The following is a 21736-nucleotide window of genomic DNA, read 5'->3' as shown; positions in this document are numbered from 1 at the left end:
AAGAAAGCTGCGACAGCCCTGCGATCGTGGCATTCTCCTTGAATTTTGGCCAGAATTCTTATAATTAGATGGAGGCTTCTATGAATATGTATGGATACATAACGGTTGGGAGCCGGGACATTTTTTTGAGATGACTTCGCAAAAACGATCCTGCGGTCGCTTGCATGGCACACCCGATATGACTTGTCTTATGAAGGTATACCCCCCTAAGGTGGACGGAACGAACGGGCGCGACGCCGGTATTTTTTGTGGGCTCACCCTGATTTTTTGACGGACGACAGTGAAAAATACGATGCGCCGGCAGGCGCTGAACGGACGAGAGGGACTTATGCTGCAACAGACTTCCGGATCTTCTTCCGAAGACGGGTTTACATTGATCGAAATGATCGTGGTTATTTTTATTCTCGGACTCCTCGCCACCTATGTGGCGCCCAGGATCATCGGCAAGACCGATGACGCCAAGATTGTCAAAGCCCAGGCCGATATCCGCAGCTTTGAAACCGCCCTGGATATGTACAAGCTGGACAACGGCTCGTACCCCACCACCGAACAGGGCCTGCAGGCCCTGGTTGAAAAGCCCGCCTCGGGCAACATGGGCAAGTGGCCCGACGGCGGCTATCTCACCAAACGAAAGATTTCCAAAGACCCCTGGGGCAACGAGTACATCTATGTCTCCCCGGGCTCCAACGGGGACGTGGATCTCTCCTCCAACGGGGGCGACGGCCTTCCGGGCGGTGAAGGAACCGCCAAGGATATCAACAACTGGGATATCGACTAGCCCATCGCGGGTGCGCCATGCGTCGATGGGGGTGAAAACGATGTGCAATGTCCACGTCGGGACCGAACCGTGCGAAAGGCGGGAGGGCGGCACCGCACCGGGGATTCCCCGGGGACGGGCCGAGGCCGGGTTTACTTTTCTGGAGCTGGTGGTGGTTATGACCATCTTGTCTCTCCTCTTCTTCTTCTCCCTTCCCAGTCTGGAATCCTATATTTTTACCGATCCTTCTAAAAAAGTGGCACGCCTCATCGCCTCAACGGTCCAGGATCTGAAGCAGCGTGCCCTTGCAGACCACAAAGAGTACCGCCTTCATATCGCAACGGATGCCGGGGAGATCTGGGTGGCCGAGGCCGCCATGGACGAAAAGGCCGCGGCCGAGGCACGGAAAAGCGGGCTCACCCTTCCCGACGACATGACCGTTGAGTTGCCCGGGTTTCCGGGGGACAACGGCAAGCGGTCCTCGGAGGCGATGCTGCGATTTTACCCCAAAGGATACTCGGACGGGGCGGAGATTCTCCTGGTGCGCGACGGGCGTACCCTGCGGTTGCTCATCGAGCCCTTTCTCTCCAAGGTGGAGATTGTGGAGGACCATGACAACGGTTTCTGACAGGTTGCATGCAGGACGTGGCCAGAAGGGGTTTACCCTGCTGGAGGTCATGATCTCCGTGTCCATTCTCACCATCGGTTTTTTTGCCATCTACAGCCTCTTCATGCAGTCGGTTGCCGCCTCCGGTGAGGCGCGTTTCAGGCAGCAGGCCGCCTTCCTTTCGACACTCAAAGAGAGCACCCTGGTGGGTGACACCTCCGAGGTCTCCTCGGACGAGGGCGATTTCGGGGAGGATTACCCGGGATGGCGGTGGCGCCTTTCACCTTCCAAGGTGGAGCACAAAGAGTTTGAGGAGGTGGCCAAGCGCCTGAAACGGGTTCGTCTTGAGGTGTTCCAGGACGGCAGCGACCGCGTGTACGGGACCACCCATTATCTGTTTGTGACGGAGGAGTCGTGAGGGGTATCGCGGGTGATAAAGGCTTTACCCTGATGGAGGTTGTTGTGGCCGTCACCATCATGGGGCTTGTGATGGCCACCCTTGGCACGGCCTTCAGCCAGCTCTCCAACGGGGCCCATCGCCTTGAGGAGAGCGGGGACGACAACCTGGCCCTGGGGGAGGCGATCCGCTGGATGGGCCGGGACCTGGAGGGCCTCTACGTGGATCAGGCCCCCCTGTTCAGCCCCGGGGACTCCACGGACGAGCCGGACCCCTATCGCTTTACCCTGGCCCGGGAGACCGTGGGCGGGGAGGAAGTGAGTGTGCTCCGGTTCACCACCTTAAACCATCTTCCCTTTGGGGAGAGCTCCCTCGGGGGCATTGCCGAGGTGGTCTATTTCATCACGGAAGAGAAGGGGGAGCTTCGGCTCAGGCGCTCTGATCGCCTTTTTTTCCATGATCCCTTTGAACCGGCTTCGGGCCATCCGGTGATGATGACCCGGGTGACAGCCTTTCAGGTGGTCTGCCTGGATGCCGAGGGGCAGGAGCAGGAGACCTGGGACTCCGACAGCGACACCTACGGCCGGGCCACCCCCGTGGCCGTTAAGGTGAGCCTTTCCCGGGAAGGAGCCTCGGGACGGTCCGCAGAGGCCCTATTCCCGTTGCGCAGCCTTCGAAAGGAGGCCGTGGATGGGTAGCAGAGGCCCTCTTTCCAACGAGAACGGGGTGGTGCTTCTGGCCACCCTCTCCATGATGCTGGCCCTGTTCGTGCTGGTGTTTGAAACCAGCCGTCACGCACGCCAGGAGCTTGTGGCAGCCAGCCACGCCTCCACCGCCTCGGAGCTTCGGGCCACGGCCGTGTCCGGGGTGCATATCGGCATGGCCTTTCTCTCTGCCGACGGCAAGAAGGGGGGCACCGACACCGTGCAGGAGGATTGGGCCGACGAGGAGAAGCTAAAGGAGTTCATCTCGGCCATGTCCTTTGACCGTGGGCAGCTCGACCTTTCCATTGCCGACGAGCTGGGTAAGGTCCAGGTCAATGCCCTGGTGACGTATCCCGAGGCAAAAGATTTCAACAACGATCAGAAAAAGCTGTGGGATCGTTTTTTTGAGGTCGTGAACAAGAGCGATGAGACCCTGGACAGCCTCGGGGAGAACGTGGCGATCATCAACGCCATGAAGGACTGGCTTGATGACGGGGACGGCGATGAGACCACGGGCCTGTCCGGGGCCGAGGACGACCACTACCTCAACCTGGAGATCCCTTACCCCTGCGGCAACGGGCCCCTGCGCCACATCGACGAGATGGCGCGCATCAAGGGCATTGACGAGGCCATGCTGAACCGGGAAGAGGCCGGGTACCGCCTGAAGGACCTGCTGACGGTCCACGGCGAGGAGCCTGCCAACGTCAAAGATGACGGCGACACGGTCCGGCGCTTTACCTTTCCGGGCCGGATCAATATCAACACCGCCGAGCTCCCGGTGCTCTTTGCCCTGATGCCCAAGACGCTCTCGCCCATGGAGCGGGAGATGGTGGCCACCGCCATGGTGGAGTACCGGGTCGACAAAGGCGAGGAAGAGTTTTCCCACGCCCTGGACGGGGAGTGGTACAACACCTGCCCCGGGTGTGAAAACAACGGGATAAAAAAAGCGATGATCCGCACCGACTCCAACGTTTTTGCCATCACGGCCACGGCCGTTGACGACGGCATCCGGGTTGGGGTTCGTGCCGTGGTGAGGCGCGATGGCGACTCATTTATCGTTTTGTCCTGGCAGGAGACGGGCGCTTAAAAAGCCCGCAGCGGGCATGGTTGACATCACCTATGGGCCGGTCGCCTTGGTTGGCGGACCGGCATGGATTAGAATAAGGAACGGTTACGCGTGAAATTAACGGGAATAGAGATCACGGAGGAAGGGGCCACCGCCGTTACGGTGGATCGTCAGGCCGGAGCCATGCGGGTGACGGCGTGCAGCCGCGTGGCCCGCAGGGACCTCGCCTCCGATGCGGGGGCTTCCGTCGATGACGCAGAGCTCCTGGCTGCGTTGAATCGCTCCCTCACGGACCGGGGTGAGAAGGTGGCCGTTGTCCTGCCTGCCGATGAGATGGTGATCCGCCGCGTGCGCCTGCCCTTTCGGGACCCGAAAACCATCGACAAGGCCCTGCCCTTTGAGCTGGAACCCACCCTGCTTGAGCCCCTTGAAGACCTGCGCATCACCTGGGAGAGCCGGGTGGCAGGGGAAGGGGATTCCGACATCCTGGCCCTCATCGGTCAGGAAGAGAACCTGGAACGCCGCCGGGTCCAGCTCAAGAGCCTGGGCATGGAGCCCATGGTCCTGGCGCCGTCCGCCGTGGCTTCGGCCCTGATCCTGGCACGGAACGAAGATGCCTTTTTCTTTACCCTGAGGCGGGTGAACTCCTCTTGCACCCTGTCGGTGGTGTTTGAGAGAAAGGTGATGTTTTTACGCTATTTTGCCCTGCCCGAGAAGGGGGACGGCCTTGATGTCCTGACCCGGGAGGTCTGGCAGACCCTGGTGGCCCTGGCCGAATGCGAGGCGCAGTGGCTGGCCCCCGAAAAGATCCTGGTGGCCGGATGGGAGGAGATCCCCGAGTCCCTGTCGACCCCCCTGGGCGAGCTGCCCGTGGAACATGCCCGTCTCCTTGCCGCCACGGGCGCTGTCCTTGACGAGGAGGTCAAACCCCTTTGGGCTGAGGGACCTTACAACGGAGCCCTTGCCGTTGCCTGCTCGGCCCTTTCCGGCTGGAAACACCCTGTGTTCTGGCGGCAGGGATTTGCCCCGGCCGAGTTCATCGCCAAGCACAGAGGCCAGGTCATCTCAACGGGCGCCCTTGCCCTGGTGCTGGTCCTGCTTCTGGTGGTCCGGTCCGTGCTGGGCGTCCACGACACGAGTCGCCAGCTGGCTGCCGTGGAACAGCAGATGAAAAATCTTTACCTTTCCACCTTTACAGAGGACAAAAGGGCCCCTTCTGCAGGTGTGCTCCTGCGATCCATGGAGGGGAAAGTGAGGGTGGCCAAGGAGGAGGCCCTCTATGCCGGGCAGGGAGCCGTCCGCGTGCGGATCATTGAAATTTTAAAAGCCATTTCCACCAGCCTTCCCAAAGACCTGAAGGTGACCGTTACCCGATTGACCCTGGTCAAGGGCAAGTTGACGGTCTCAGGCCTTGCCGAAGACTTCAGCGCCATCGACACCATGAAGGGCGCCCTGGAAAAGAGCCCCTTGATTGACGGGGTGACCATCGCCTCTTCCAGCAAAGAGAGCGGGGGAGATCGGTTCCAGTTCAAGGTGGTGGTAGCCCTATCGGGCGAGGAGGCCTTATGATGGCGTGGTTTGAACGGTTGAGCATCCGGGAGAAAGGGGCCGTGGCCCTTGCCCTTGCCCTGGTCCTTATTCTGGGGAGCCGGGCCCTTGTCCTTGCCCTGTTCGGGAATTCCGCAACGGAGCAGCGCCTCCTTGAGGTCAGGAAAGCCGAACTCACGAAGATGGAGGTCCTTGCCCGGGAGTATCGCGCCGCCAGGGGAGCCACCACCGCAGGCTCTTCGGCCTTGAAACCCGGGGAGACCCTCTACGCCTTTTTAGACGAAGTAGCCGGAGGCGTGGGGATTCGCTCCAAGGTAAGTTACATGAAACCCTCATCGGTGAAGAGCAGGGACGGCAAGGTGAGTCTCTCCGTGGTGGAGATGAAGGTGGTGGACCTTCCCATTGCCGAACTGACGGCCTTTCTCCACCGGGTAGAGAGTGCAGGGGACCTGGTGCGGGTCCGCGGGATCTCCCTGACCCGCATTGAAAAGAGCAAGCTGCTGACGGCGGTGATATCCATCGAAACCGTGACCTTATAATATGGATTCCTGATGAAGACTTTTTTTCTCTACGGCCTCTGGACCCTGGTGTCCCTGTTTTTTTTCCTCTGGGTACTGTTCCCGGGCGAGTTTGCCGAGGCCCTCATGGAGACCCATGCCGACCGTCGGCTTGCCCCGGCCACCCTCAATGTGGAGGGCGTGTCCCCCGCCTTTCCCCTGGGGCTGTCGGTGAAGGGGATGGCCCTGAGCCTGCCGGAGTTGCCTCCGGTAACGGCCCGGAAGATTAAGGTCACCCCTTTGTTGCTGACCCTGGTCTCCTCACAGCCCGGGGCCGGGATGAAGGCCCTGCTTTTCGGTGGAAAGGTCTCCGGCGATGCGCGTGTGCAGTATGGTAGCGGCCGGTGGACCCGGGTCAAAGGGCGCCTGGAGGGGATGGACCTTGCAACGGTGACGCCGCTTCTCAAAGACCGGCTTCCCGTGGATGTCTCGCTGTCCGGCCGGGGAGACGGCTCCGTGGATCTCACCCGGGACAAGGCGGCCCAGGGCACGGGACAGCTTATCCTGACCAACGTGACGGTTGGGATCAACGACCCTCTTATTCCCATAGAAAAGCTCAGCTTTTCTTCCGTTGAGGTGGATGTGGAGGTCACAGGTCCCAAGGTGACCTTCAGCCGCATCCATGTGGAAGGCACCGAGGTGGACGCGGAACTCAAGGGAACCCTCTCCCTGTCCAGCCGGCTGGAATCCAGCCGCATCAACATCAGCGGCACCCTGAACCCCGACCCCGGCTTTGTCAAGGAGCTCTCCGACCGCCTGCCCATTTCCATGCTCATGGACCCGAAATTGTTGAAAAGGGGGCGTATTCCCCTTCGGATCAGCGGGACCCTTTCAAACCCCAGGGTCTCCTTAAGATAAGGTTGATGTTATGACGGACAGAGCATTTACAGCCGTGCACCTTTTTCTCCTGTCGGCCATCGCCGCGGTTTCCGTGGGCCTGTTTTATCAGGGGGTGACATCGCGCATCGGGTTGCCCGAGAAAAGCGGCGGCAGCGGGGCTGTTGCCCTGACGGAGTCCGGCGCGCAGCGGCAGAAAAGACCCCTGGAGTTTTACAAGGAGATTTTGTCCCGAAACCTCTTCGACCTTGTGGTTCCGGGCACTGAGGTGAAAAAGGAGGCCGCGGCCATCGATGTGGAGAGCCTGGCTGAGACGCGGCTTCGGCTGAAACTCTGGGGAACGATCTCAGGGGGCGGCGACGCGGTGACCCGGGCCATTATCGAGGACGAGGTCTCTCGAAAACAGGATTTGTTCAAGGTGGGTGACCGCGTGCAGGAGGCTGTGATCAAGCTGGTGTTGCGGGATCGCGTGGTGGTGAGCTACAAGGGGCGGGACGAGGTGCTGATGATGGAGACGGCCAAAGGCGCCGGGGCATCCCCCCGCAACGGGGCTTCGAGCCGTAATGGCAGGGGCCTGCCTGCGGCGTCCATCACGAAGAAGGTGAACCTGAAGCGGGACACCATCAACGATGCCATGATGAATATCAGCAGCCTCATGAAGGATGTCCGCATCAAGCCCCACTTTCGCAACGGCCAGCCCGAGGGCATGGCGGTGAGTGGCATCAAGAGCGATTCGATTTTCCGCAAGATGGGGATTCGAAACGGGGATGTTATCATCGGGGTGGACGGACAGAAGATCGAATCTGTGGATGACGCCATGGCCCTGTACGGGAATTTGAAGTCGGCAAGCGAGGTTCAGATTGAGATCAAGCGGATGGGGCAGGTTCAGACCATTGAGTATACCATTGAATAGCAGCACCAAAAGGACCGGACAAGGATGAGTATGAAAAGGGCAATGAGACGATTTGCGGTATATGCACTGGCAGGAATTCTTTTCGCATGGCTTCCGGTGGCGCAGGTCCAGGCCCAGGAGGCCCAGATACCTGCCCCAGCCGAAGAGACCGTCTCCATCGATTTTAATGATGTGGATATCCGGGTCTTTATCAAGTATGTCAGTGAGATGACTGGAAAAAACTTCATCATTGACCGCAAGGTTACCGGCAAGGTGACGGTCATCTCACCGGGTCAGATCTCTGTGGATGAGGCCTACCACGTGTTTGAGTCCGTGCTGGATGTCTACGGCTTTTCCGCAGTGCCCTCCGGGACGCTGGTGAAGATCGTCCCGGCCCGGGACGCCCAGAAAAAGAGTGTGGCCACCCGGCTGAAGTCCGAAGCCACGGACCGGTCCGACAACATCGTCACCCAGCTGGTACCCCTGAAGTACGCCGATCCCACGGAACTTAAAAAGCTGCTGGCCCCCTTGATCTCCCGCAACAGCTCCATCATGGCCTACAAGCCCACCAACACCCTGATCATCACGGACCTTGCCTCCAACATCAGCCGCCTGATGAAGATCGTGGACAGCGTGGACATCACCGGTGTGGGGCAGGAGATCTCCATTTTGCCCCTGGAGTATGCCGACGCCGGTCAGCTCACCAGCCTGTTGAGCAACGTGTTTAAGGTGGACTCCAAGAGCAAGGCCTCGTCCAAGGCGACCTTTGTGCCCGACGAGCGGACCAACACCATTATCATCCTGGCGGGCAAGGGCTCCACGGAAAAGATCATCAAGCTCGTCAAGATGCTGGACCGCGAAGTGCCCCGGGGCAAAGAGCGGATCCACGTGGTCTACCTTGAAAATGCCCTTTCAGAGGACATGGCCAAGGTGCTCCAGAACCTCTCCAGCAAGACCACTTCCGGGGACAAGGGGAAAAAGGCGGCCATCGCCTCGGACCGGGTGAACATCATCGCGGACAAGGCCACCAACAGCCTCATCATCATGGCCGAGAAGAGCGATTTCGTGATTCTTGAGGAGATTATCCAGAAGCTCGATATCCCCAGGAAGATGGTCTACATTGAGTGCCTGATCATGGAGGTGAACGTGGACGCGGACCGCGCCTTGGGCGTGGAGTGGACCGTGGGCAACGACACCACCATCAACGGGCGAGATGCGGCTTACGGCGGCGGATTTGACGGGGGCAGCGGGTTTTCCAATCTGGGGAACCTTGGCGGGGCGTCTACCGACGGGGTGAGCAAGTTTCCCAACGGGTTTTCCCTGGGCGTCTTCAGCGAGGCCATTGAGGTGGGCGGGGTGAAGTTTCCCTCCCTCGGGGCCTTGATTACGGCTTATAAAAAGGACTCCAACGTTCAGATCCTCTCCACCCCCCAGGTCCTGACCCTGGACAACGAAGAGGCCAGCATCGTGGTGGGGTCCAAGATTCCCTACCTCACCCAGTCCAGCAGCGGGGACAGCGAGTACAACCAGTTTGAATACAAGGACGTGGGCATCACCTTGAAGATCACGCCCCAGGTGAGTGAGGACAAAAGGGTGAGGCTCAAGATCTTTCAGGAGACCAGCCGGGTCTTCGGGGATGTTACCTCCCAGCCCACCACCCTGCAGCGGAAGGTTGACACCACCGTGGTGGTGGAGGACAACAGCACCATCGTCATCGGCGGTCTCATCGATAAGAGCCTGGATACCACGGAGTACAGGGTCCCTTGTCTGGGGGATATCCCCGTGATTCGGTATCTCTTCTCCTCCAGGTCCGATACGGACAGCCGAACCAACCTCTACGTCTTTCTTACCCCGAGGGTGGTGAGCAGCAGGGCAGACGCTGAGAACATCATGGTGGACAAGCGCGAGCGCATCGACGACCTGCGCGAGGGCAACATCAAGCTCTACAACGAGGCCGAAGACAAGGCCCTTGAAGAGAAGTCTCACCGATCTGATGGGCCGGTCGAGATGGAAGCGCCTGAAGAGAAGGCTCAGGCCGAGGAGGCCGAGGCTCCCAAGGAAACACCCTCGGCCGAAATGGACCGAACCGAGACGGTGATTACCCTCGGCGCGGACCATGAAGGGGAGGGCGACGATGACCCGGAGGGCAACGGGGTCCAGCCTTCCGGTGAGGCACCGGAAGCAGTGGCGCCAACGGGTACCGAAGGGGGACAGTAATGATACCCATTGTGCCAGTGAGCCCCTTCCGCAAGGTGGTGGCCGAGCTGATCCACACGAAGTACAACGTGGAGGAGGCCGTCCTCGAAGAGGCCTTCCTCTACGCGGAAACCCAGGGCATTCATTACGGGGAGGCGCTGCTGAAGCGCAAGGTGCTGAGTGAGACCAAGTTTTTGACGGTCCTTGCCGAGGTCTATGCCATGGAGATCATGGACACCATAGAAACCGCCGGCATGAACGGGGGATTCACCGAGACCATCCCCATTCAGTTTTTGAAAAAACATTACATGGTTCCCCTGGTCCCCGAAGGTGGGGAGGGCGAAGCACGTCTTGTGATGAACGATCCCTGTGCCCTCCAGGCGGCGGACGACCTGGTCCGGCGTCTTGCCTGCGGTCCCGTCACCAAGGTCATGGCCCCGCGAGGTCAGATTCTGTCGGCCATCAACACCTTCTACGACATGAGCCGGGGCTCGGCCGAAGAGCTGGTCCAGGACATCGAGGAGAGCGGCAGCGACATCCTGGCCGACATGGAGGAGACCGCCGACCTCCTCGACGACACCAGCGAGTCCCAGATCATCCGGCTGGTGAACCACATCATCTCCCAGTCCATCAAGGCAAGGGCCAGCGATATCCACATCGAACCCTACCAGGACAGTTTTAAAATCAGGTATCGTGTGGACGGTATCCTCTACGATTTGCTGACCCCGCCGCGCTGGATCCAGTCGGCCCTGGTCTCCCGTATCAAGGTCATGGCCAAACTCAACATCGCGGAAAAAAGGCTCCCCCAGGACGGGCGTATCGATGTGCGCATCGGTGAGCACGACGTGGACATTCGTGTCTCCACCGTACCCACCACCTACGGCGAGCGGGTGGTCATGCGACTCCTGAACAAGTCGGGCTCCCTTCTCACCCTGTCCGAATTCGGCATGAGCGAAGAGACCTATGCCACCATCGGCCGCCTGATCAAGAACCCCAACGGTATCATCCTGGTCACCGGGCCCACGGGCAGCGGCAAGACCACCAGCCTTTATGCCATCATTTCGGCCATCAACTCGCCGGACAAGAACATCATCACCATTGAAGACCCCATTGAATACCAGCTCAAGGGGATCGGCCAGATTCAGGTGAACCGGAAGATCGACCTCACCTTTGCCAGGGGCCTGCGGTCCATCGTCCGTCAGGACCCGGACGTGATCCTGGTGGGGGAGATCCGTGACCGTGAAACCGCCGAGATCGCCGTTCAGTCCGCCCTCACCGGTCACCTGGTGTTTTCCACCCTTCACACCAATGATTCGTCCAGCGCCATTACCCGTCTGGTGGACATCGGTATCGAGCCCTTTCTCCTGTCATCGGCCATCAAGGCCGTTGTTGCCCAGCGCCTTGTGCGCAAGCTCTGCCCCTTGTGCAAAGAGCCCTTTCACCCCGCCCCCGAGCTTTTAAAACGGGCCGGGATTGACATGGAGAGCGCGGGCAGAGGCAATTTCTACCGGGCCGTGGGATGCGAGGCGTGTTTCCAGACCGGGTACAAGGGCCGTATGGCCATCTTTGAGATCCTTGAGGTGGATGAACACTTAAAGGGCATCATGGTCAAAACCTCGGACGCCAACCTGATCAAGGGCGAGGCCGTGAACCTGGGGATGATTACCCTGCGTCGGGACGGCATCGATCGCGCCCTCAAGGGGGAGACCACCCTTGAAGAGGTGCTGCGGGTGACCCATGCGTAAGCAGCTGAAGAGGGTCTTCTGCCTGATGCTTGTGTCCGGGCTGTTCCTGCCGGGACCCTGCCTTGCTGAGGCCGAAGAGAGCCCCCTTGTCTATTCCCTTTTTAAGTCCCTGATTTCGTCTACGGACGGCAACCGGTGCAGCCATGTGCCGTCGTGTGCCCGATACGCCAGGGAGGCCGTAGAAACACACGGCCCGCTCAAAGGAGCGCTTTTAAGCTGCGATCGGTTGATCCGGTGCGGCGGGGACGACACAAAGCGACTGCCCCAGGTGGTGGTGGGAGGCCATCGACACGCCTGGGACCCGGTGTCTGCCAATGATTTCTGGTGGAAAGAGGGCAAAGGTCAGGAGGCGCGGAAAAAAGGTCCCGAGCTGCCCATGCACTTTGAGGGGTGGGATTGAAAAAAAGATGGATTGTAGCTATTCAGCTTATGCAGCTGGCGGCAAAATGTTTGCCTGATCTCATAACGACGGGTATGACAAACAGGTCTTGGATGACGTTTGGAGTTTGGTCATCGTTTGAGCCGCGACCTTCAATAAAACCGAGAAAGATCGACCGGAACGGAGCGCCGCACTCCGGTGCGGCTTTTTAGTCCGTCGTTACCCGTGCCGCACAGGAGTGCGGCGCTCCAGGTGACAAGGGTGTTCGCCGATGGCCCAAACAATGATCAAGGCCGACGTTTGTTTGAAAGGCGGATGTGATTTGACCCGAGGAACGAGGGGCAAAGCGCATCCGCAACCTGCTTTCAAGGTGGCACACCTTGCCGCCGGAGGCAGGCTTTTCAACGCACTTAACCATAGAAGGCTAACCGTTTGCCCGATTTCCGAGCCCATGGACAAAGGAGCCATGTGACCCCATGAAGCACCCTGTTTTTTCCGCAGGCCTCCTTGGCCTGCTGTTCGTTATCCTGACCGCCACCGCCTCTGTCTCAGACACCCTCACCATCGATGAAGACGCGCAGTTTTCCTATGCCCGAAGCCTTTTCGAGGCAGGAGACTACCCCCAGGCCGCGGCGGAATTCTCCCGGTTCATGCATTTTTTCCCCGGCTCCGAGCATCTAGCCGCTGCTCAGTATGCCCGGGCTTTGTCCCTTTACAGCGACGGGCAGTACCCAAAGGCCGGAAAAGCGTTTTCCGATTTCCGACGCCGCTTTGACGCCTCTCCCCTGGTCCTCGCCGCAGGGGTGATGCAGGCCCAGTGCCTGACCCGTTCAGGGGACCCGTCTGCAGGGGTGATCCTTCTTTCCAACCTCCGGCTTGAGACCCAGGGCGATGACGAGGCCCAGCAGCTTCTTCTCACCCGCATGGCCTGGACCCGCCTTGAGATGGGGGACCTGCCCCGGGCCGAGGCCGCCTTCAAAGCCACCGCAGGCCATGTGGACAGGTCCTGTGGCTACCACGGCATCCTGGACAGCCTGGAGCGATTTAAAGCCCTTCCCGAAAAATCCCCCATGGTCGCAGGGGGCCTGGCCCTGGTTCCAGGAGGCGGCTACCTCTACCTCGGTCGCTATCAGGACGCTGCCGTGGCCTTTCTGCTCAATGTCACCCTGGGGCTGGCCGCCGCCGAAAGCTTTGACGACGGCAACAACGCCTTGGGGGCCCTCATCGCCTTTGTGGGGTTTGGCTTCTATTCCGGAAGCATCCATGGCTCTTACACCGGCGCCCTCAAAGAGAATCGCCTTGTCCGGGAAAGTCTCTGGAAAGAGATGCGTCACTGGGGCGGCGAACTCGAAAAACAACGCAATGAATCCTGCCTTGGTTTGACCCTCACCATTCCGTATTGATTTTTTTTATAGTGTCAGAACGGCTTCCGGCTTTTGCTGCTTGGAGACGATGAAGTTGGGACGGCTGACGTGGATGCGCCCGGGGGCGATGCCCTCTTTGGCCAGGATGTGCCGAATGGTGCTTGCGCGTTGCCGGGCAAGGTCCATGTAAAGGGTTTTGTCCTCGGGAGCCGGGAGTTCGCCTGATGCCTCGGTTGGCGTCTCTTCGGCGGCCTCTGGTTCCGATGAGAGATCCTCCGGGACGGCGTTGGCGAAGACCGTGAGGTTCAGGAACTCCTTTTTTTTCATGAGGCCGGCCACCACCTTGAGGTACTCAAGGCCCGCCGGGTCGGGCTCGGTGGCCCCCAGCTCGTACCCCACGGGATCCAGATGGATTTCTGTGATCATCTCCCCTGCCTTTTCAGCCACCATGAGAAGGGCCCCGTAGGGCTGGAGCAGGAAGGAGAGGTAGGAGACCGAGGCCGTGGTGATGGCCTTGGCCGTGGCAATCTGGATGATGCTGTTCAGGTTGATGTCCGGGTCGTGGATGTCTCCGTGGACGGGAATGGAGAGGCTGATGGTGCCGTTGTTGTCCTCTAAGATGGAGAGGGCGTAGTCCAGGGGCATGGTGAGGTTTTTCATCACCTGATCGACGGTTTCTTCATCGTCGGGCACCAGCCTGAGGTTGCGCAGGGTCAGCTGGTTGTTGATATCAAGGACGCCGGCGTTGATATCCAGTGTGGAGTCTGCGGTGAAACTTCCGGTTTTGATGAGGTAGCCCAGGGCCTGGGAGCAGTAGGGCGACAGACAGCTCAGGTTGATGTTGGCTACCCTGGCCTTGAGGTGTGCCGTGACATCCGGGGCCAGGGGCCTGACGGTGCCGGTGACCGAGAAGGTTTCGTAGGTATCCAGTTCGGCTTCAAGGGTCAGGGGCAGGTCCCTGTCCGGGGCTGTGGTATCGATATCCAGCAGTTCCAGCCGTTTTAAGCTGACCTCTTTTTCAAACACGGGGGTCACGCTGCGGTCCGTGAGGTGCAGGAAGTCGTCGCCGGAGATGCGAAAGGTGTTGATCTTGACTGCCAGGGGAGCCGGAGGGGCTCCTCCAGGGGCCGTGGTGTCCGTGGAGGAGGGTGCTGATTCGTTTCCATGGAAGGCCGTCAGGCTGTTGATGGTGTTGAAAAACGTGAGCCGGCCCGCGGGGTCCCGCACCAGAGTGGTGGCCACGTCGTCCACGATGAGGGTGTCGGCGCGCAGGTGACTGAGATTGTTCAGGGCCATGGCGGTGATGTCCACGGAGCCGATGCTGGACAAAGGGGGCAGGGCGCTGATCCCTTTAAGGGAAATATGGGGTACCCGGATGGTGTTGAGACCCTTTGCTTTGATGTCGTAAGCGAAAAAGTGGGAGAGGGAGGCTATCTTGACATCGGTGTCGCTGTCGGAGGCCAGGGCCTGTTTTACGCTCAGGTTTCCCCGGGCGGCAAGGCCGTCTTTCTGTGATGGCGTATGGCTCAACTCACCGTCCCAGACCACCCCTTCGTGGCGGAGACGCAGTCCCATGGCGGGGTAGGCCGCATCGAGCCTGCCGTTGGCAAGGGATCCCAGGGTGCGAAGGTCGGTCATTTTCTCTGCGGGATCCAGGGCAACCCAGACATCACCGAGCCAGGTGAGGTCCAAAGCCTTGAGATCCACGCCGGGATCGGTGAGGCGTCCGCTGAGGTCCGTCAGGGAAAGGGTGCCGGTCTGGCTGAGGGTGGTCCCGGATTCAAGGGCTCGGGTGAAGGCGATGCGGGTATCGATGGTCAGCTTACCGTCAAGGTCGGTGACGTGGGGTTCGGCTACCTTGGTGAAGGGTGCAAGGGCAAAGTCCGTGAGCTGGATGCCGCCCTGCACCGAGGTGTCTGCGGCAAAGGGGGCAAGGTCCAGGGAGATGAGCAGGGGGCTTTTGTTCAGGGAGCCTTTCACCTCAAGCCGCGCCTCCTGGGCGGGATTCCAGCTGTGGAGGTGGGTCAGGGAGAGATCGTCCAGGGCAAGGGCCAGGTCGAGCTTCGGGACGGCAAAGGCCAGGGCGGTGTCTCGGACCGTCAAGCTGTCGATGCCGATGTGCCAGGGTTTTTTGTCGCTTTCGTCTGGGGTGATCCGGGGCTCGGTCGCGGGGGACTCTGAAGGCAGCGTAAACCCGCCTATGGAGAGGGCTTCAACCAGCCGTGCCGAGAGATCCAGCCCCTCGATGCGGAGGGATTCGATGCGTACCCGTTTTCGCGCCAGGTCCGTCATGGCCAGGTTGACGGAAAAGTGCTGAAGGGCGTTTGTCGTACCGTTTTCCGCGTGCAGGTGGACACCATCCACGGCCAGGGTGCCGGCAAAAAGGTTGACGTCCACATTGTCGATGCGGGCTTCGTCCATGCCGTTGTTCTTCAGCCAGGAGAGCGTCGCATGCTTGACAGCAACGGGGACGGCGGTGAAAAAAGCAAGAAGGACGAGGGCTGACACGGTGGTGATGATGCCTGCTCTGGAACCAAGGGCTGATTTTATCTGACGGAGTTGTTTCAATATCTTATCGCTGAATCTGGTTGTTGCTTTTATCGATGTGCCGGGCGCTGTCGGTGGTGCTGACGGGCCTTGCCCTATCCGATGAGCTGGTTCATGGAAAAGATGGGAAGACAGATGGACAGGACAATAAAGCCCACGGTGGCTCCCATCACAAGGATAATGATGGGCTCGATCATGGAGGTGAGGCTCTCTAAGGACGATTCCACCTCCCCTTCATAGACATCGGCCACCCGGCCCAGCATCTCTTCCAGCTTGCCGCTTTTTTCCCCCACCCTCACCATCTGGACGGCCAGCAGGGGAAAGACCCCCGATTCCCCCATGGCGTCCCCCAACTCCCCCCCTTTTTCCACTTCCCCGGCCGCACCGGCTGCCGCTTCGGAGAGCACCAGGTTGCCTGCCACGTTTCGGGCCACGTCCATGGCGGTGAGCATGGAGACGCCGTTGGTGAGAAGGGAGCCCAGGGTACGGGAGAATCGGGTGACGGCCACTTTGCGCACCAGATCCCCGGCTACGGGGATACGAAGCAGGCATTTATCGATGATAAGGGCGCCTTTTTCGGTGCGCTTGAATCGTTTGAATGCGGTGACCAGAAGGATCAGGAGCAGAGGAAACACCCACCAGAAGGTACCCAGGATCTCTCCGGTGCGCAGGAGAATGCGTGTGGGCAGGGGCAATGCCTGGCCCAGGTCGTCGAAGATCCCGGCCATTTTCGGGACGATGATCGTCATGAGGAAGTAGAGGATCAGCACGCCGATGCAGGTCATGAGAAAGGGGTAGGTGAGGGCGGCCCGGATGCGGTTGGTCAGGGAGAGCTGGCGCTCGCCGATCTCTGCCAGGCGTTCCAGGACAACGTCCAGGGTGCCCGAGGCTTCTCCTGCCATAACCATGTTGATGTACACGGGGCTGAAGATTCCCGGATAGGAGGAGAGGGCCTCGGCAAAGCTGCTGCCCTCCTCGATGCTGTCCTTGATGCGGGAGAAAACCTGTTTGAGACGGGGGGCTTCCACCAGCTGGATAAGGGTATCGATGGCCGAGACAAGGGTAAAGCCGGCGTTGATAAGGGTGGCCATCTGGCGGGTGGCCAGGGTGAGGTCCCGGGGGCGTACCCGGTTGAAGAGGGCACCTATACGGTTCAGGTTGAACCGGCCGGAGGAGAGGCTGCGATCGGAAACTTCGTTGACCTTTACGGGGTACAGGCGTCCTGCCCGCAGTTTTTGACGGGCCGCCTGGGCGCTGTCACAGTCAATGATGCCTGTGGTTGTTTTTCCCTTGTCTGTCAGGGCGCTGTATTCAAAAAGTGGCATGGCTCAGTATGGATCACCTGTGGTGGTTAAGTGGCCTGAAAGGACATGACCGTAGAGTTGGCAGGCCGCCGTGTCCGTATGGTACGGGAGCATCAAATCCCTGGGGCCTGTTTTTTCCAGGGCGGCAGACGGGTGTGTCCGTACTCTATAATCTTTCCGACCCCTTACAGGTCCAGGGGAAAGGCCGACGAATCCCGCCCATGATGCCTTATATAAGAGAAAGAGTAAAGAGCGCTGTGTTTCCCGCCCCGTGGATGATGACGGGAACGGCCAGGTGGCCCTCTTTTTCGTAGGCGACGGCAAAAAGCAGGCCCCCTGCGAGCTGGGTGACGGGCACTGCGCCGTGCATGGCATGGGCTGCGGCAAAAAGCAGGGTGCTGATGAAAATTGCCGGTATCACCCCCATGGGGCGAAGCAGGCGATACACGATGCCCCGGAAAAAAAACTCTTCGGCCAGAGGCGCCACCACCCCCCCCGTGAGGAAGAAGAGAGCCAGGGTGGACTGGTCCCGGGGCAGGGGCATTCTGACCAGGTGCAGGGGGTTGATGCCCGCAAGAAAAAGGATCAGGGCTCCTGTGCCCACAAAGGTGCCGAACCCGAGGGACCATGCCGCTCCTTTGAGGGCCGCCTGTCTCAGGGCGTTGGGTGAGAGGCTCCCCAACTCCCCTTGGGTGAACTGGCCCTTGAGCAGCATGGCCATGATGGTGAGCTGCACCAGCCGAAGCACAAGGGTCGTTGTTAGGGGGGATGCCAGCGGGGGAAGGCTCCTGGCCGCCGTTTCCAGCAGAAGCACAGCACAAGCAGCCGAGACGCTTGCGGTTACCTTGGTGCCTGGTGCCATCCCAGCCTCCCCATGGCGTTGTAGCCATACCATTGCACGTACCATTCGGGACGGGTGCGAACGGCCTCCTCCAGTGGTTTGAGGTACCGCCGGTCCTTTGTCTGCCCCATGGCGCCCAGGGCCTGGCAGACCACGTTGGTGTCGGGGTCTAAGGAGAGGCCGGTAAGGATTTTTTGCTTTAAGTACGGGTCGCGGATGCGGTGTGCTGCCAGGGCGGCCCGGTAGCGCACCAGGGCGCTGGGGTGTGTTGCCGCCCGAAAGATGACCTCTTCCGCGGTGGCTTTTTTTGTCTTTGTACGGGCCAGGGCGTCAAGGGCCTCTGTGGTGCTCTCCGGAACGGAGAGTCCCACGGCAAGGAGGAGCACGAAAAAAAGGGCGGAGGACGCCACCCCGACGGTGGCCATGCGTGTGGCCGTGGAAAAGGGAAGAAAGCAGCCGCCAACCAGGGTGAAGGCGGCGTGAAAGAGTAGGTAAAAAAGAAGGGGAAAGGCCGTAAACAGGGCAAACCAGGTGAGGCTGCGCAGGGATTTGAAAGAATCTGATGCGGCCGAAAATGCCCGAAACGTCTTGGCCGGGGCCTCGAAAAAGTCCCGGGCCGGGACGGTGTAAGATGACCCGGAGGCGACAAAGGTGACGGTGTCCGGGGCGATGTTCAGGGTGTAATCGGCAGGGCCGCCGGGTACGGAAAGGTGCCCCAGGCCGTTGAGCGCGGAAAGGCCCCGTGGGTCCGAGCCCGTTACCACAAGGGTGAGCTGGCTCTTCTGGCCCATGGCCTTGAAGGCCTCGGCGGGAAAGAGGGTGTAGGTGTAGTAAAAATGACGAATTGCGTTCCCGGCCGGGTTGTCAAAGAGAAAGGCGTCCCGGAATCCGCTGAACAAGCCCCGCGGAAGCAGGGTATGGGTGCCTGCGATGCAGAGGGCAAGGGCAAGGGGAATCAGGGCGTGGAAAAGAAGGGGCGCTATGGGGGGGCGTTTTCTTTGCTCACCACAGGGCAGGAGCACCAGGTACGCGCCCGCAGTGCCCAAAAGAAGGGGCACGGTTTTGGCGGTGATTCCCAGGGAGAGAAGGCAGCCCACCAGAAAGAGCCCGTGGAGGCCAGTGGACACCTTTCGGGAGAGAAAGCCCCGTCGGTAAAGGGTCGGGGCAACCAGGGCGGTGACAAGGACAAAGGCACCGGAGGTGAGCGTGAAAAAAAGCGCACCGCACAGGGCCGCCTCCCAGCTGTCAAGGGCCGGTTGGGTGGCCGGGTTGGGCAGGGCGAGGAACCCTGCCTCGGCAATGGCGCGGGTTTTTTCCAGGAGAAGCGCGTTGCTCGTGTGCACAAAAAAAGTGGCCCCCAGGTGAAACAGGCCAAGGGCAAGGAGGCAGGCGGCTGCTGAAGACAAAAATCGTTTCATCGGTATCCGGTATTTTGGGGTAGCTGTGGCGCGTCAAGTGGCCATCGGGCAGAGACGGGATGTACCGTTTGCCTACTATGGCATGGTTTTCCCCGAAAAAAAAGGCACGTTCCCCCATCGTCTCGTGTGTGCGATGGAGGACGTGCCCATGGGGTGCTCCGGCAAGGGAGGTTGTTGCCTGTGTCCCTTACGGGTGTTTGGCCCGGGGAGTCGGAAGGGCGTGCTCGGAGAGGTGGAGACGGCTGGTGTTCGCCATGGATGAGACGATGGCGATGTCCCCTGCAAAGACGTGGAAAATACCTGGACGCCCTTCGAAAAAAAGAGCCGCGGGTTGTTTGATGAGCCGCAGGCACAGGCGTGCGAGCTTGCGGGCATCGCGTTGGGGGAGGCAATGACCCTGGGAGGAGAAGGCGATGTAGGAGATGGGGGCGCCCATATGCTCCAGGGATTCGGTGGAGATTCGGACACCGGAGGCCGTGGCTGTCAGTACGATGGCGGGTTGATTCTCCCCATGGGGCGGGGTTTGGCCTTCTGTTTCGGTGCCAAACCATGAGAGCCGTGCGGCCAGCTCCCTGACGTGGGCCGGGCGAAACAGGCGGGCGGTTTGGCGGCGGGAAGGGCTGACGGCCAGGACGGCCCCGGTGGTGGCCGGCAAGGCAAAGGCCAGGGCGTGCCAGGAAAAAAACGGGATGGCGCGGGTGGCTTCCCCAAGGAGGACGACAAACATGAAAAGCAGGCTGAATGCTTGTGCTTCGGAGAGGGGGCCCAGGTATGCCCTTGCCGCATCCCCTCGGTAGAACTCCAGAAAAAACCGCCCCAGACCGTAGAGCACCAGGTAGGAGGAGAGACCGCTTCCCGCAGGGTAGCCGGCCAGCAGCAGGCCCGAACCTGCGGCCACGCACAAAAGTCCCCAGATGGCCTCAACGGGCTGGACCGGGAAGAGCCGGACCTGCTTGAGGTAGGCGGGAAACCCTGTTGCCACATGGCCGCCTCCGTAACAGATACCCCAGCGGTGGGGCCTGCCGTGGCAGCACCCCGCCATGAAGCACCCGAAGCGTCCAATGGCCTGGAGCAGGCCGATGGCCAGCATGATCACCTCGGTATAAGCCAGGGGGGACCGGAGGCCAAGGGCCATGCCGGAAAGGAGGAGGGCGGGCACCAGGGTGACCACATGGCGCAGGTAGACAAAGCCCTCTTTCAGGGGCAGAATCTTTACCGCAAGGCTGTGGGCCCAGAAGGTAAAGGCCGCAAGGCCCATGAGAAAGAGGACGGCCCCCGGGGATAAGCCGAGGCTGAGGCTCAGCCGCATGGCAAACAAAAAGGCGGCAACAACGCCTACGGCCCCGAACCCATGGAAACTCGGCATGTCCCTGCCCCATACGGTGAGGGTGGGCGTGATGCGGTGGCTCCAGGGTGTGGGGCAGGGGGAAGGGGGCTCGATGATTACGTGCATAGGTCGCGGATTCAATCTTTTGAATGGGAAGAGAGTTCGTGGATCGTATGGTGCCGAAGGGCGTCGTCGGTCATGGCCACCTGAAGCGACATAAGGGCGTGATGCATCTCAAGGGCCTTGTCCGGGCTGCCCCCTGAGGGTTCCAGACGGGTGGTCAGGGCGTCGGCGCCGCTTTCGATGAGCTGGCCCAAGGGGACGTCGCCCGGGCTGGATCGATCCGACAGGGACGGGGGAAAGTCCAGGATCATCCGCGCTTTGGTACGGAATTCCAGGAGTTTTCCCGTGGGGACCATACCCGCGTGATCTTCGGGAGTGATGCGGGCAAGCTCTGATAGGGTACGGATCCCTGCGGCGACCAGGGCATTTGCATAGATTTTTCCGATGCCGTCGATGACCTGCAGGGGCAACCCGGCCCCGAAGGTTCCCATGGTTTGTTGCCGGTACGATTCGCCGGAGAAATCCAGGCGGAGGGTGCGGACCAGGGTGGTGCCGGGGGCCAGGTCGATGCGGGGATGGATCACCTGGTTGATCATGACGCCGCTGCCGGGCTCTTCGGTGGCGTCCCCGCCAAAGAGGGCGAACTCCCTCAGCCGGAGCCTTTTGCCTGCGCTCATCTCCTCCACGGTAAAGCGGGTGTTGATTTCAAGGCGGCTGGTGGGATGGGGCGCCGGGCGATTGTCAGGGCCCAGGAAGGTGAGGTCGGACGGGCTGAGGATGCGGCGGTGGCGTTCATGGGTGAGGTGTGTGGCGCACGGGGAGGGCGTGGGCGGGTTGCCGTCCCAGTCTTTGTCTCCTGTGCCGATGGCAAGGCAGAGGATGCCCCGGGAACCGGGGTCCCCTTTCATGAGGGCGGCAAGGAGGCGGAAGCACCCGGACACGATCTGGTTGGGTCGCCAGTACCCGTCATGAAGGATCCGGCTGCCTGAATCAACCAGTGTGTCCCGGTAGGTTCCCCGGATGGGGACGGTGGGTTTCATGGACACTCCTGAACCTTTGATCGCCCTTCGTTCGGGGCACCAGCGCATCCCCCCTTCGGAAGATCCGGGGAACCGAGGACCTTCCCCTCGCGTTGCCCCATCCTCTCCTAACCCTGTACTGCCGGGCGGGTACGGGGGTCCGCCTTT

19 protein-coding genes are annotated in these 21736 nt (G+C 60.5%); 13 read left to right on the top strand and 6 right to left on the bottom strand.

Annotated features, from left to right (window positions below; all coding sequences use genetic code 11):
- The first annotated feature begins 328 nt into the window (after window positions 1–328).
- From gspG to BLQ12_RS23380, 13 genes are all read left to right on the top strand, one after another.
- The gene (gene gspG, locus BLQ12_RS23445; protein ID WP_092214741.1) at window positions 329–778 is read left to right on the top strand and encodes a type II secretion system major pseudopilin GspG; all 450 of its coding nucleotides are present in this window, start codon (window positions 329–331) and stop codon (window positions 776–778) included.
- A gap of 40 nt (window positions 779–818) precedes the next feature.
- Window positions 819–1385, top strand: a complete 567-nt coding sequence (locus BLQ12_RS23440) for a type II secretion system protein (RefSeq protein WP_092214739.1) — start codon at window positions 819–821, stop codon at window positions 1383–1385.
- Complete coding sequence (locus BLQ12_RS23435; RefSeq protein WP_092214736.1) at window positions 1369–1782, top strand: type IV pilus modification PilV family protein; 414 nt, start codon at window positions 1369–1371, stop codon at window positions 1780–1782. Before BLQ12_RS23440 ends, BLQ12_RS23435 begins: the two co-directional genes overlap by 17 nt.
- A complete protein-coding gene (locus tag BLQ12_RS23430) occupies window positions 1779–2459 on the top strand; it encodes a PulJ/GspJ family protein (protein ID WP_092214733.1) in 681 nt (226 codons plus the stop codon). The genes BLQ12_RS23435 and BLQ12_RS23430 overlap by 4 nt, the downstream gene beginning before the upstream one ends.
- Complete coding sequence (locus BLQ12_RS23425; RefSeq protein WP_092214730.1) at window positions 2452–3552, top strand: type II secretion system minor pseudopilin; 1101 nt, start codon at window positions 2452–2454, stop codon at window positions 3550–3552. The genes BLQ12_RS23430 and BLQ12_RS23425 overlap by 8 nt, the downstream gene beginning before the upstream one ends.
- A 90-nt stretch (window positions 3553–3642) precedes the next feature.
- Window positions 3643–5100: a type II secretion system protein GspL gene (gspL, locus tag BLQ12_RS23420; protein WP_092214727.1), complete on the top strand. Its 1458-nt coding sequence runs from the start codon at window positions 3643–3645 to the stop codon at window positions 5098–5100.
- Window positions 5097–5618, top strand: coding sequence for a type II secretion system protein M (locus BLQ12_RS23415; RefSeq protein ID WP_092214724.1), 522 nt, complete (start codon window positions 5097–5099; stop codon window positions 5616–5618). The genes gspL and BLQ12_RS23415 overlap by 4 nt, the downstream gene beginning before the upstream one ends.
- Window positions 5619–5630: 12 nt before the next feature.
- Window positions 5631–6494 carry a type II secretion system protein GspN gene (gene gspN, locus BLQ12_RS23410; RefSeq protein ID WP_092214720.1) on the top strand — a complete coding sequence of 288 codons (864 nt, stop codon included), beginning with the start codon at window positions 5631–5633 and terminating at the stop codon, window positions 6492–6494.
- Window positions 6495–6504: 10 nt separating this feature from the next.
- A complete protein-coding gene (gene gspC / locus BLQ12_RS23405) occupies window positions 6505–7386 on the top strand; it encodes a type II secretion system protein GspC (RefSeq protein ID WP_092214718.1) in 882 nt (293 codons plus the stop codon).
- 42 nt (window positions 7387–7428) lie between these two features.
- Window positions 7429–9582, top strand: coding sequence for a type II secretion system secretin GspD (gene gspD, locus BLQ12_RS23400; protein WP_254782102.1), 2154 nt, complete (start codon window positions 7429–7431; stop codon window positions 9580–9582).
- Window positions 9582–11306, top strand: a complete 1725-nt coding sequence (gspE, locus tag BLQ12_RS23395; protein ID WP_092214711.1) for a type II secretion system ATPase GspE — start codon at window positions 9582–9584, stop codon at window positions 11304–11306. Before gspD ends, gspE begins: the two co-directional genes overlap by 1 nt.
- Complete coding sequence (gene yidD, locus BLQ12_RS23390) at window positions 11299–11706, top strand: membrane protein insertion efficiency factor YidD (RefSeq protein WP_092214708.1); 408 nt, start codon at window positions 11299–11301, stop codon at window positions 11704–11706. Before gspE ends, yidD begins: the two co-directional genes overlap by 8 nt.
- Before the next feature lie 455 nt (window positions 11707–12161).
- A complete protein-coding gene (locus BLQ12_RS23380; protein ID WP_092214703.1) occupies window positions 12162–13088 on the top strand; it encodes a tetratricopeptide repeat protein in 927 nt (308 codons plus the stop codon).
- Window positions 13089–13094: 6 nt separating this feature from the next.
- On the opposite strand, the gene BLQ12_RS23375 is transcribed toward BLQ12_RS23380, so the two are convergent.
- From BLQ12_RS23375 to BLQ12_RS23350, 6 genes are all read right to left on the bottom strand, one after another.
- On the bottom strand, window positions 13095–15617 hold the full coding sequence (locus BLQ12_RS23375) for a DUF748 domain-containing protein (RefSeq protein WP_139164084.1): 2523 nt from the start codon (window positions 15615–15617) through the stop codon (window positions 13095–13097).
- Window positions 15618–15691: 74 nt separating this feature from the next.
- The gene (locus tag BLQ12_RS23370) at window positions 15692–16921 is read right to left on the bottom strand and encodes a type II secretion system F family protein (protein ID WP_092214698.1); all 1230 of its coding nucleotides are present in this window, start codon (window positions 16919–16921) and stop codon (window positions 15692–15694) included.
- A 208-nt stretch (window positions 16922–17129) separates the two neighbouring features.
- Window positions 17130–17762, bottom strand: a complete 633-nt coding sequence (locus BLQ12_RS23365) for a CPBP family intramembrane glutamic endopeptidase (RefSeq protein WP_217640389.1) — start codon at window positions 17760–17762, stop codon at window positions 17130–17132.
- Window positions 17741–19159, bottom strand: coding sequence for a HEAT repeat domain-containing protein (locus tag BLQ12_RS23360; protein WP_092214694.1), 1419 nt, complete (start codon window positions 19157–19159; stop codon window positions 17741–17743). Before BLQ12_RS23360 ends, BLQ12_RS23365 begins: the two co-directional genes overlap by 22 nt.
- Window positions 19160–19346: 187 nt before the next feature.
- Window positions 19347–20612, bottom strand: coding sequence for a prolipoprotein diacylglyceryl transferase family protein (locus BLQ12_RS23355; RefSeq protein WP_092214692.1), 1266 nt, complete (start codon window positions 20610–20612; stop codon window positions 19347–19349).
- An 11-nt stretch (window positions 20613–20623) separates the two neighbouring features.
- Window positions 20624–21589 (bottom strand): helix-hairpin-helix domain-containing protein, encoded by a 966-nt coding sequence (locus tag BLQ12_RS23350; RefSeq protein WP_092214690.1) that lies wholly within the window; start codon window positions 21587–21589, stop codon window positions 20624–20626.
- Between the last annotated feature and the right edge of the window lie 147 nt (window positions 21590–21736).

This window comes from Desulfoluna spongiiphila, from assembly GCF_900101345.1.
GTDB classification, from domain to species: Bacteria; Desulfobacterota; Desulfobacteria; order Desulfobacterales; family Desulfolunaceae; genus Desulfoluna; species Desulfoluna spongiiphila.
Note: the sequence above shows the minus strand (reverse complement) of the source record. Positions and strands in the feature narration are given on the sequence as shown.

Bases quoted from the DNA above. Each gene is read 5' to 3' on its own strand.
- gspG (WP_092214741.1), top strand. From the start codon at position 329: ATGCTGCAACAGACTTCCGGATCTTCTTCCGAAGACGGGTTTACATTG.
- BLQ12_RS23440 (WP_092214739.1), top strand. From the start codon at position 819: ATGTGCAATGTCCACGTCGGGACCGAACCGTGCGAAAGGCGGGAGGGC.
- BLQ12_RS23435 (WP_092214736.1), top strand. From the start codon at position 1,369: ATGACAACGGTTTCTGACAGGTTGCATGCAGGACGTGGCCAGAAGGGG.
- BLQ12_RS23425 (WP_092214730.1), top strand. From the start codon at position 2,452: ATGGGTAGCAGAGGCCCTCTTTCCAACGAGAACGGGGTGGTGCTTCTG.
- BLQ12_RS23415 (WP_092214724.1), top strand. From the start codon at position 5,097: ATGATGGCGTGGTTTGAACGGTTGAGCATCCGGGAGAAAGGGGCCGTG.
- gspN (WP_092214720.1), top strand. From the start codon at position 5,631: ATGAAGACTTTTTTTCTCTACGGCCTCTGGACCCTGGTGTCCCTGTTT.
- gspC (WP_092214718.1), top strand. From the start codon at position 6,505: ATGACGGACAGAGCATTTACAGCCGTGCACCTTTTTCTCCTGTCGGCC.
- gspD (WP_254782102.1), top strand. From the start codon at position 7,429: ATGAGACGATTTGCGGTATATGCACTGGCAGGAATTCTTTTCGCATGG.
- gspE (WP_092214711.1), top strand. From the start codon at position 9,582: ATGATACCCATTGTGCCAGTGAGCCCCTTCCGCAAGGTGGTGGCCGAG.
- yidD (WP_092214708.1), top strand. From the start codon at position 11,299: ATGCGTAAGCAGCTGAAGAGGGTCTTCTGCCTGATGCTTGTGTCCGGG.
- BLQ12_RS23380 (WP_092214703.1), top strand. From the start codon at position 12,162: ATGAAGCACCCTGTTTTTTCCGCAGGCCTCCTTGGCCTGCTGTTCGTT.
- BLQ12_RS23370 (WP_092214698.1), bottom strand. From the start codon at position 16,921: ATGCCACTTTTTGAATACAGCGCCCTGACAGACAAGGGAAAAACAACC.
- BLQ12_RS23365 (WP_217640389.1), bottom strand. From the start codon at position 17,762: ATGGCACCAGGCACCAAGGTAACCGCAAGCGTCTCGGCTGCTTGTGCT.
- BLQ12_RS23360 (WP_092214694.1), bottom strand. From the start codon at position 19,159: ATGAAACGATTTTTGTCTTCAGCAGCCGCCTGCCTCCTTGCCCTTGGC.
- BLQ12_RS23355 (WP_092214692.1), bottom strand. From the start codon at position 20,612: ATGCACGTAATCATCGAGCCCCCTTCCCCCTGCCCCACACCCTGGAGC.
- BLQ12_RS23350 (WP_092214690.1), bottom strand. From the start codon at position 21,589: ATGAAACCCACCGTCCCCATCCGGGGAACCTACCGGGACACACTGGTT.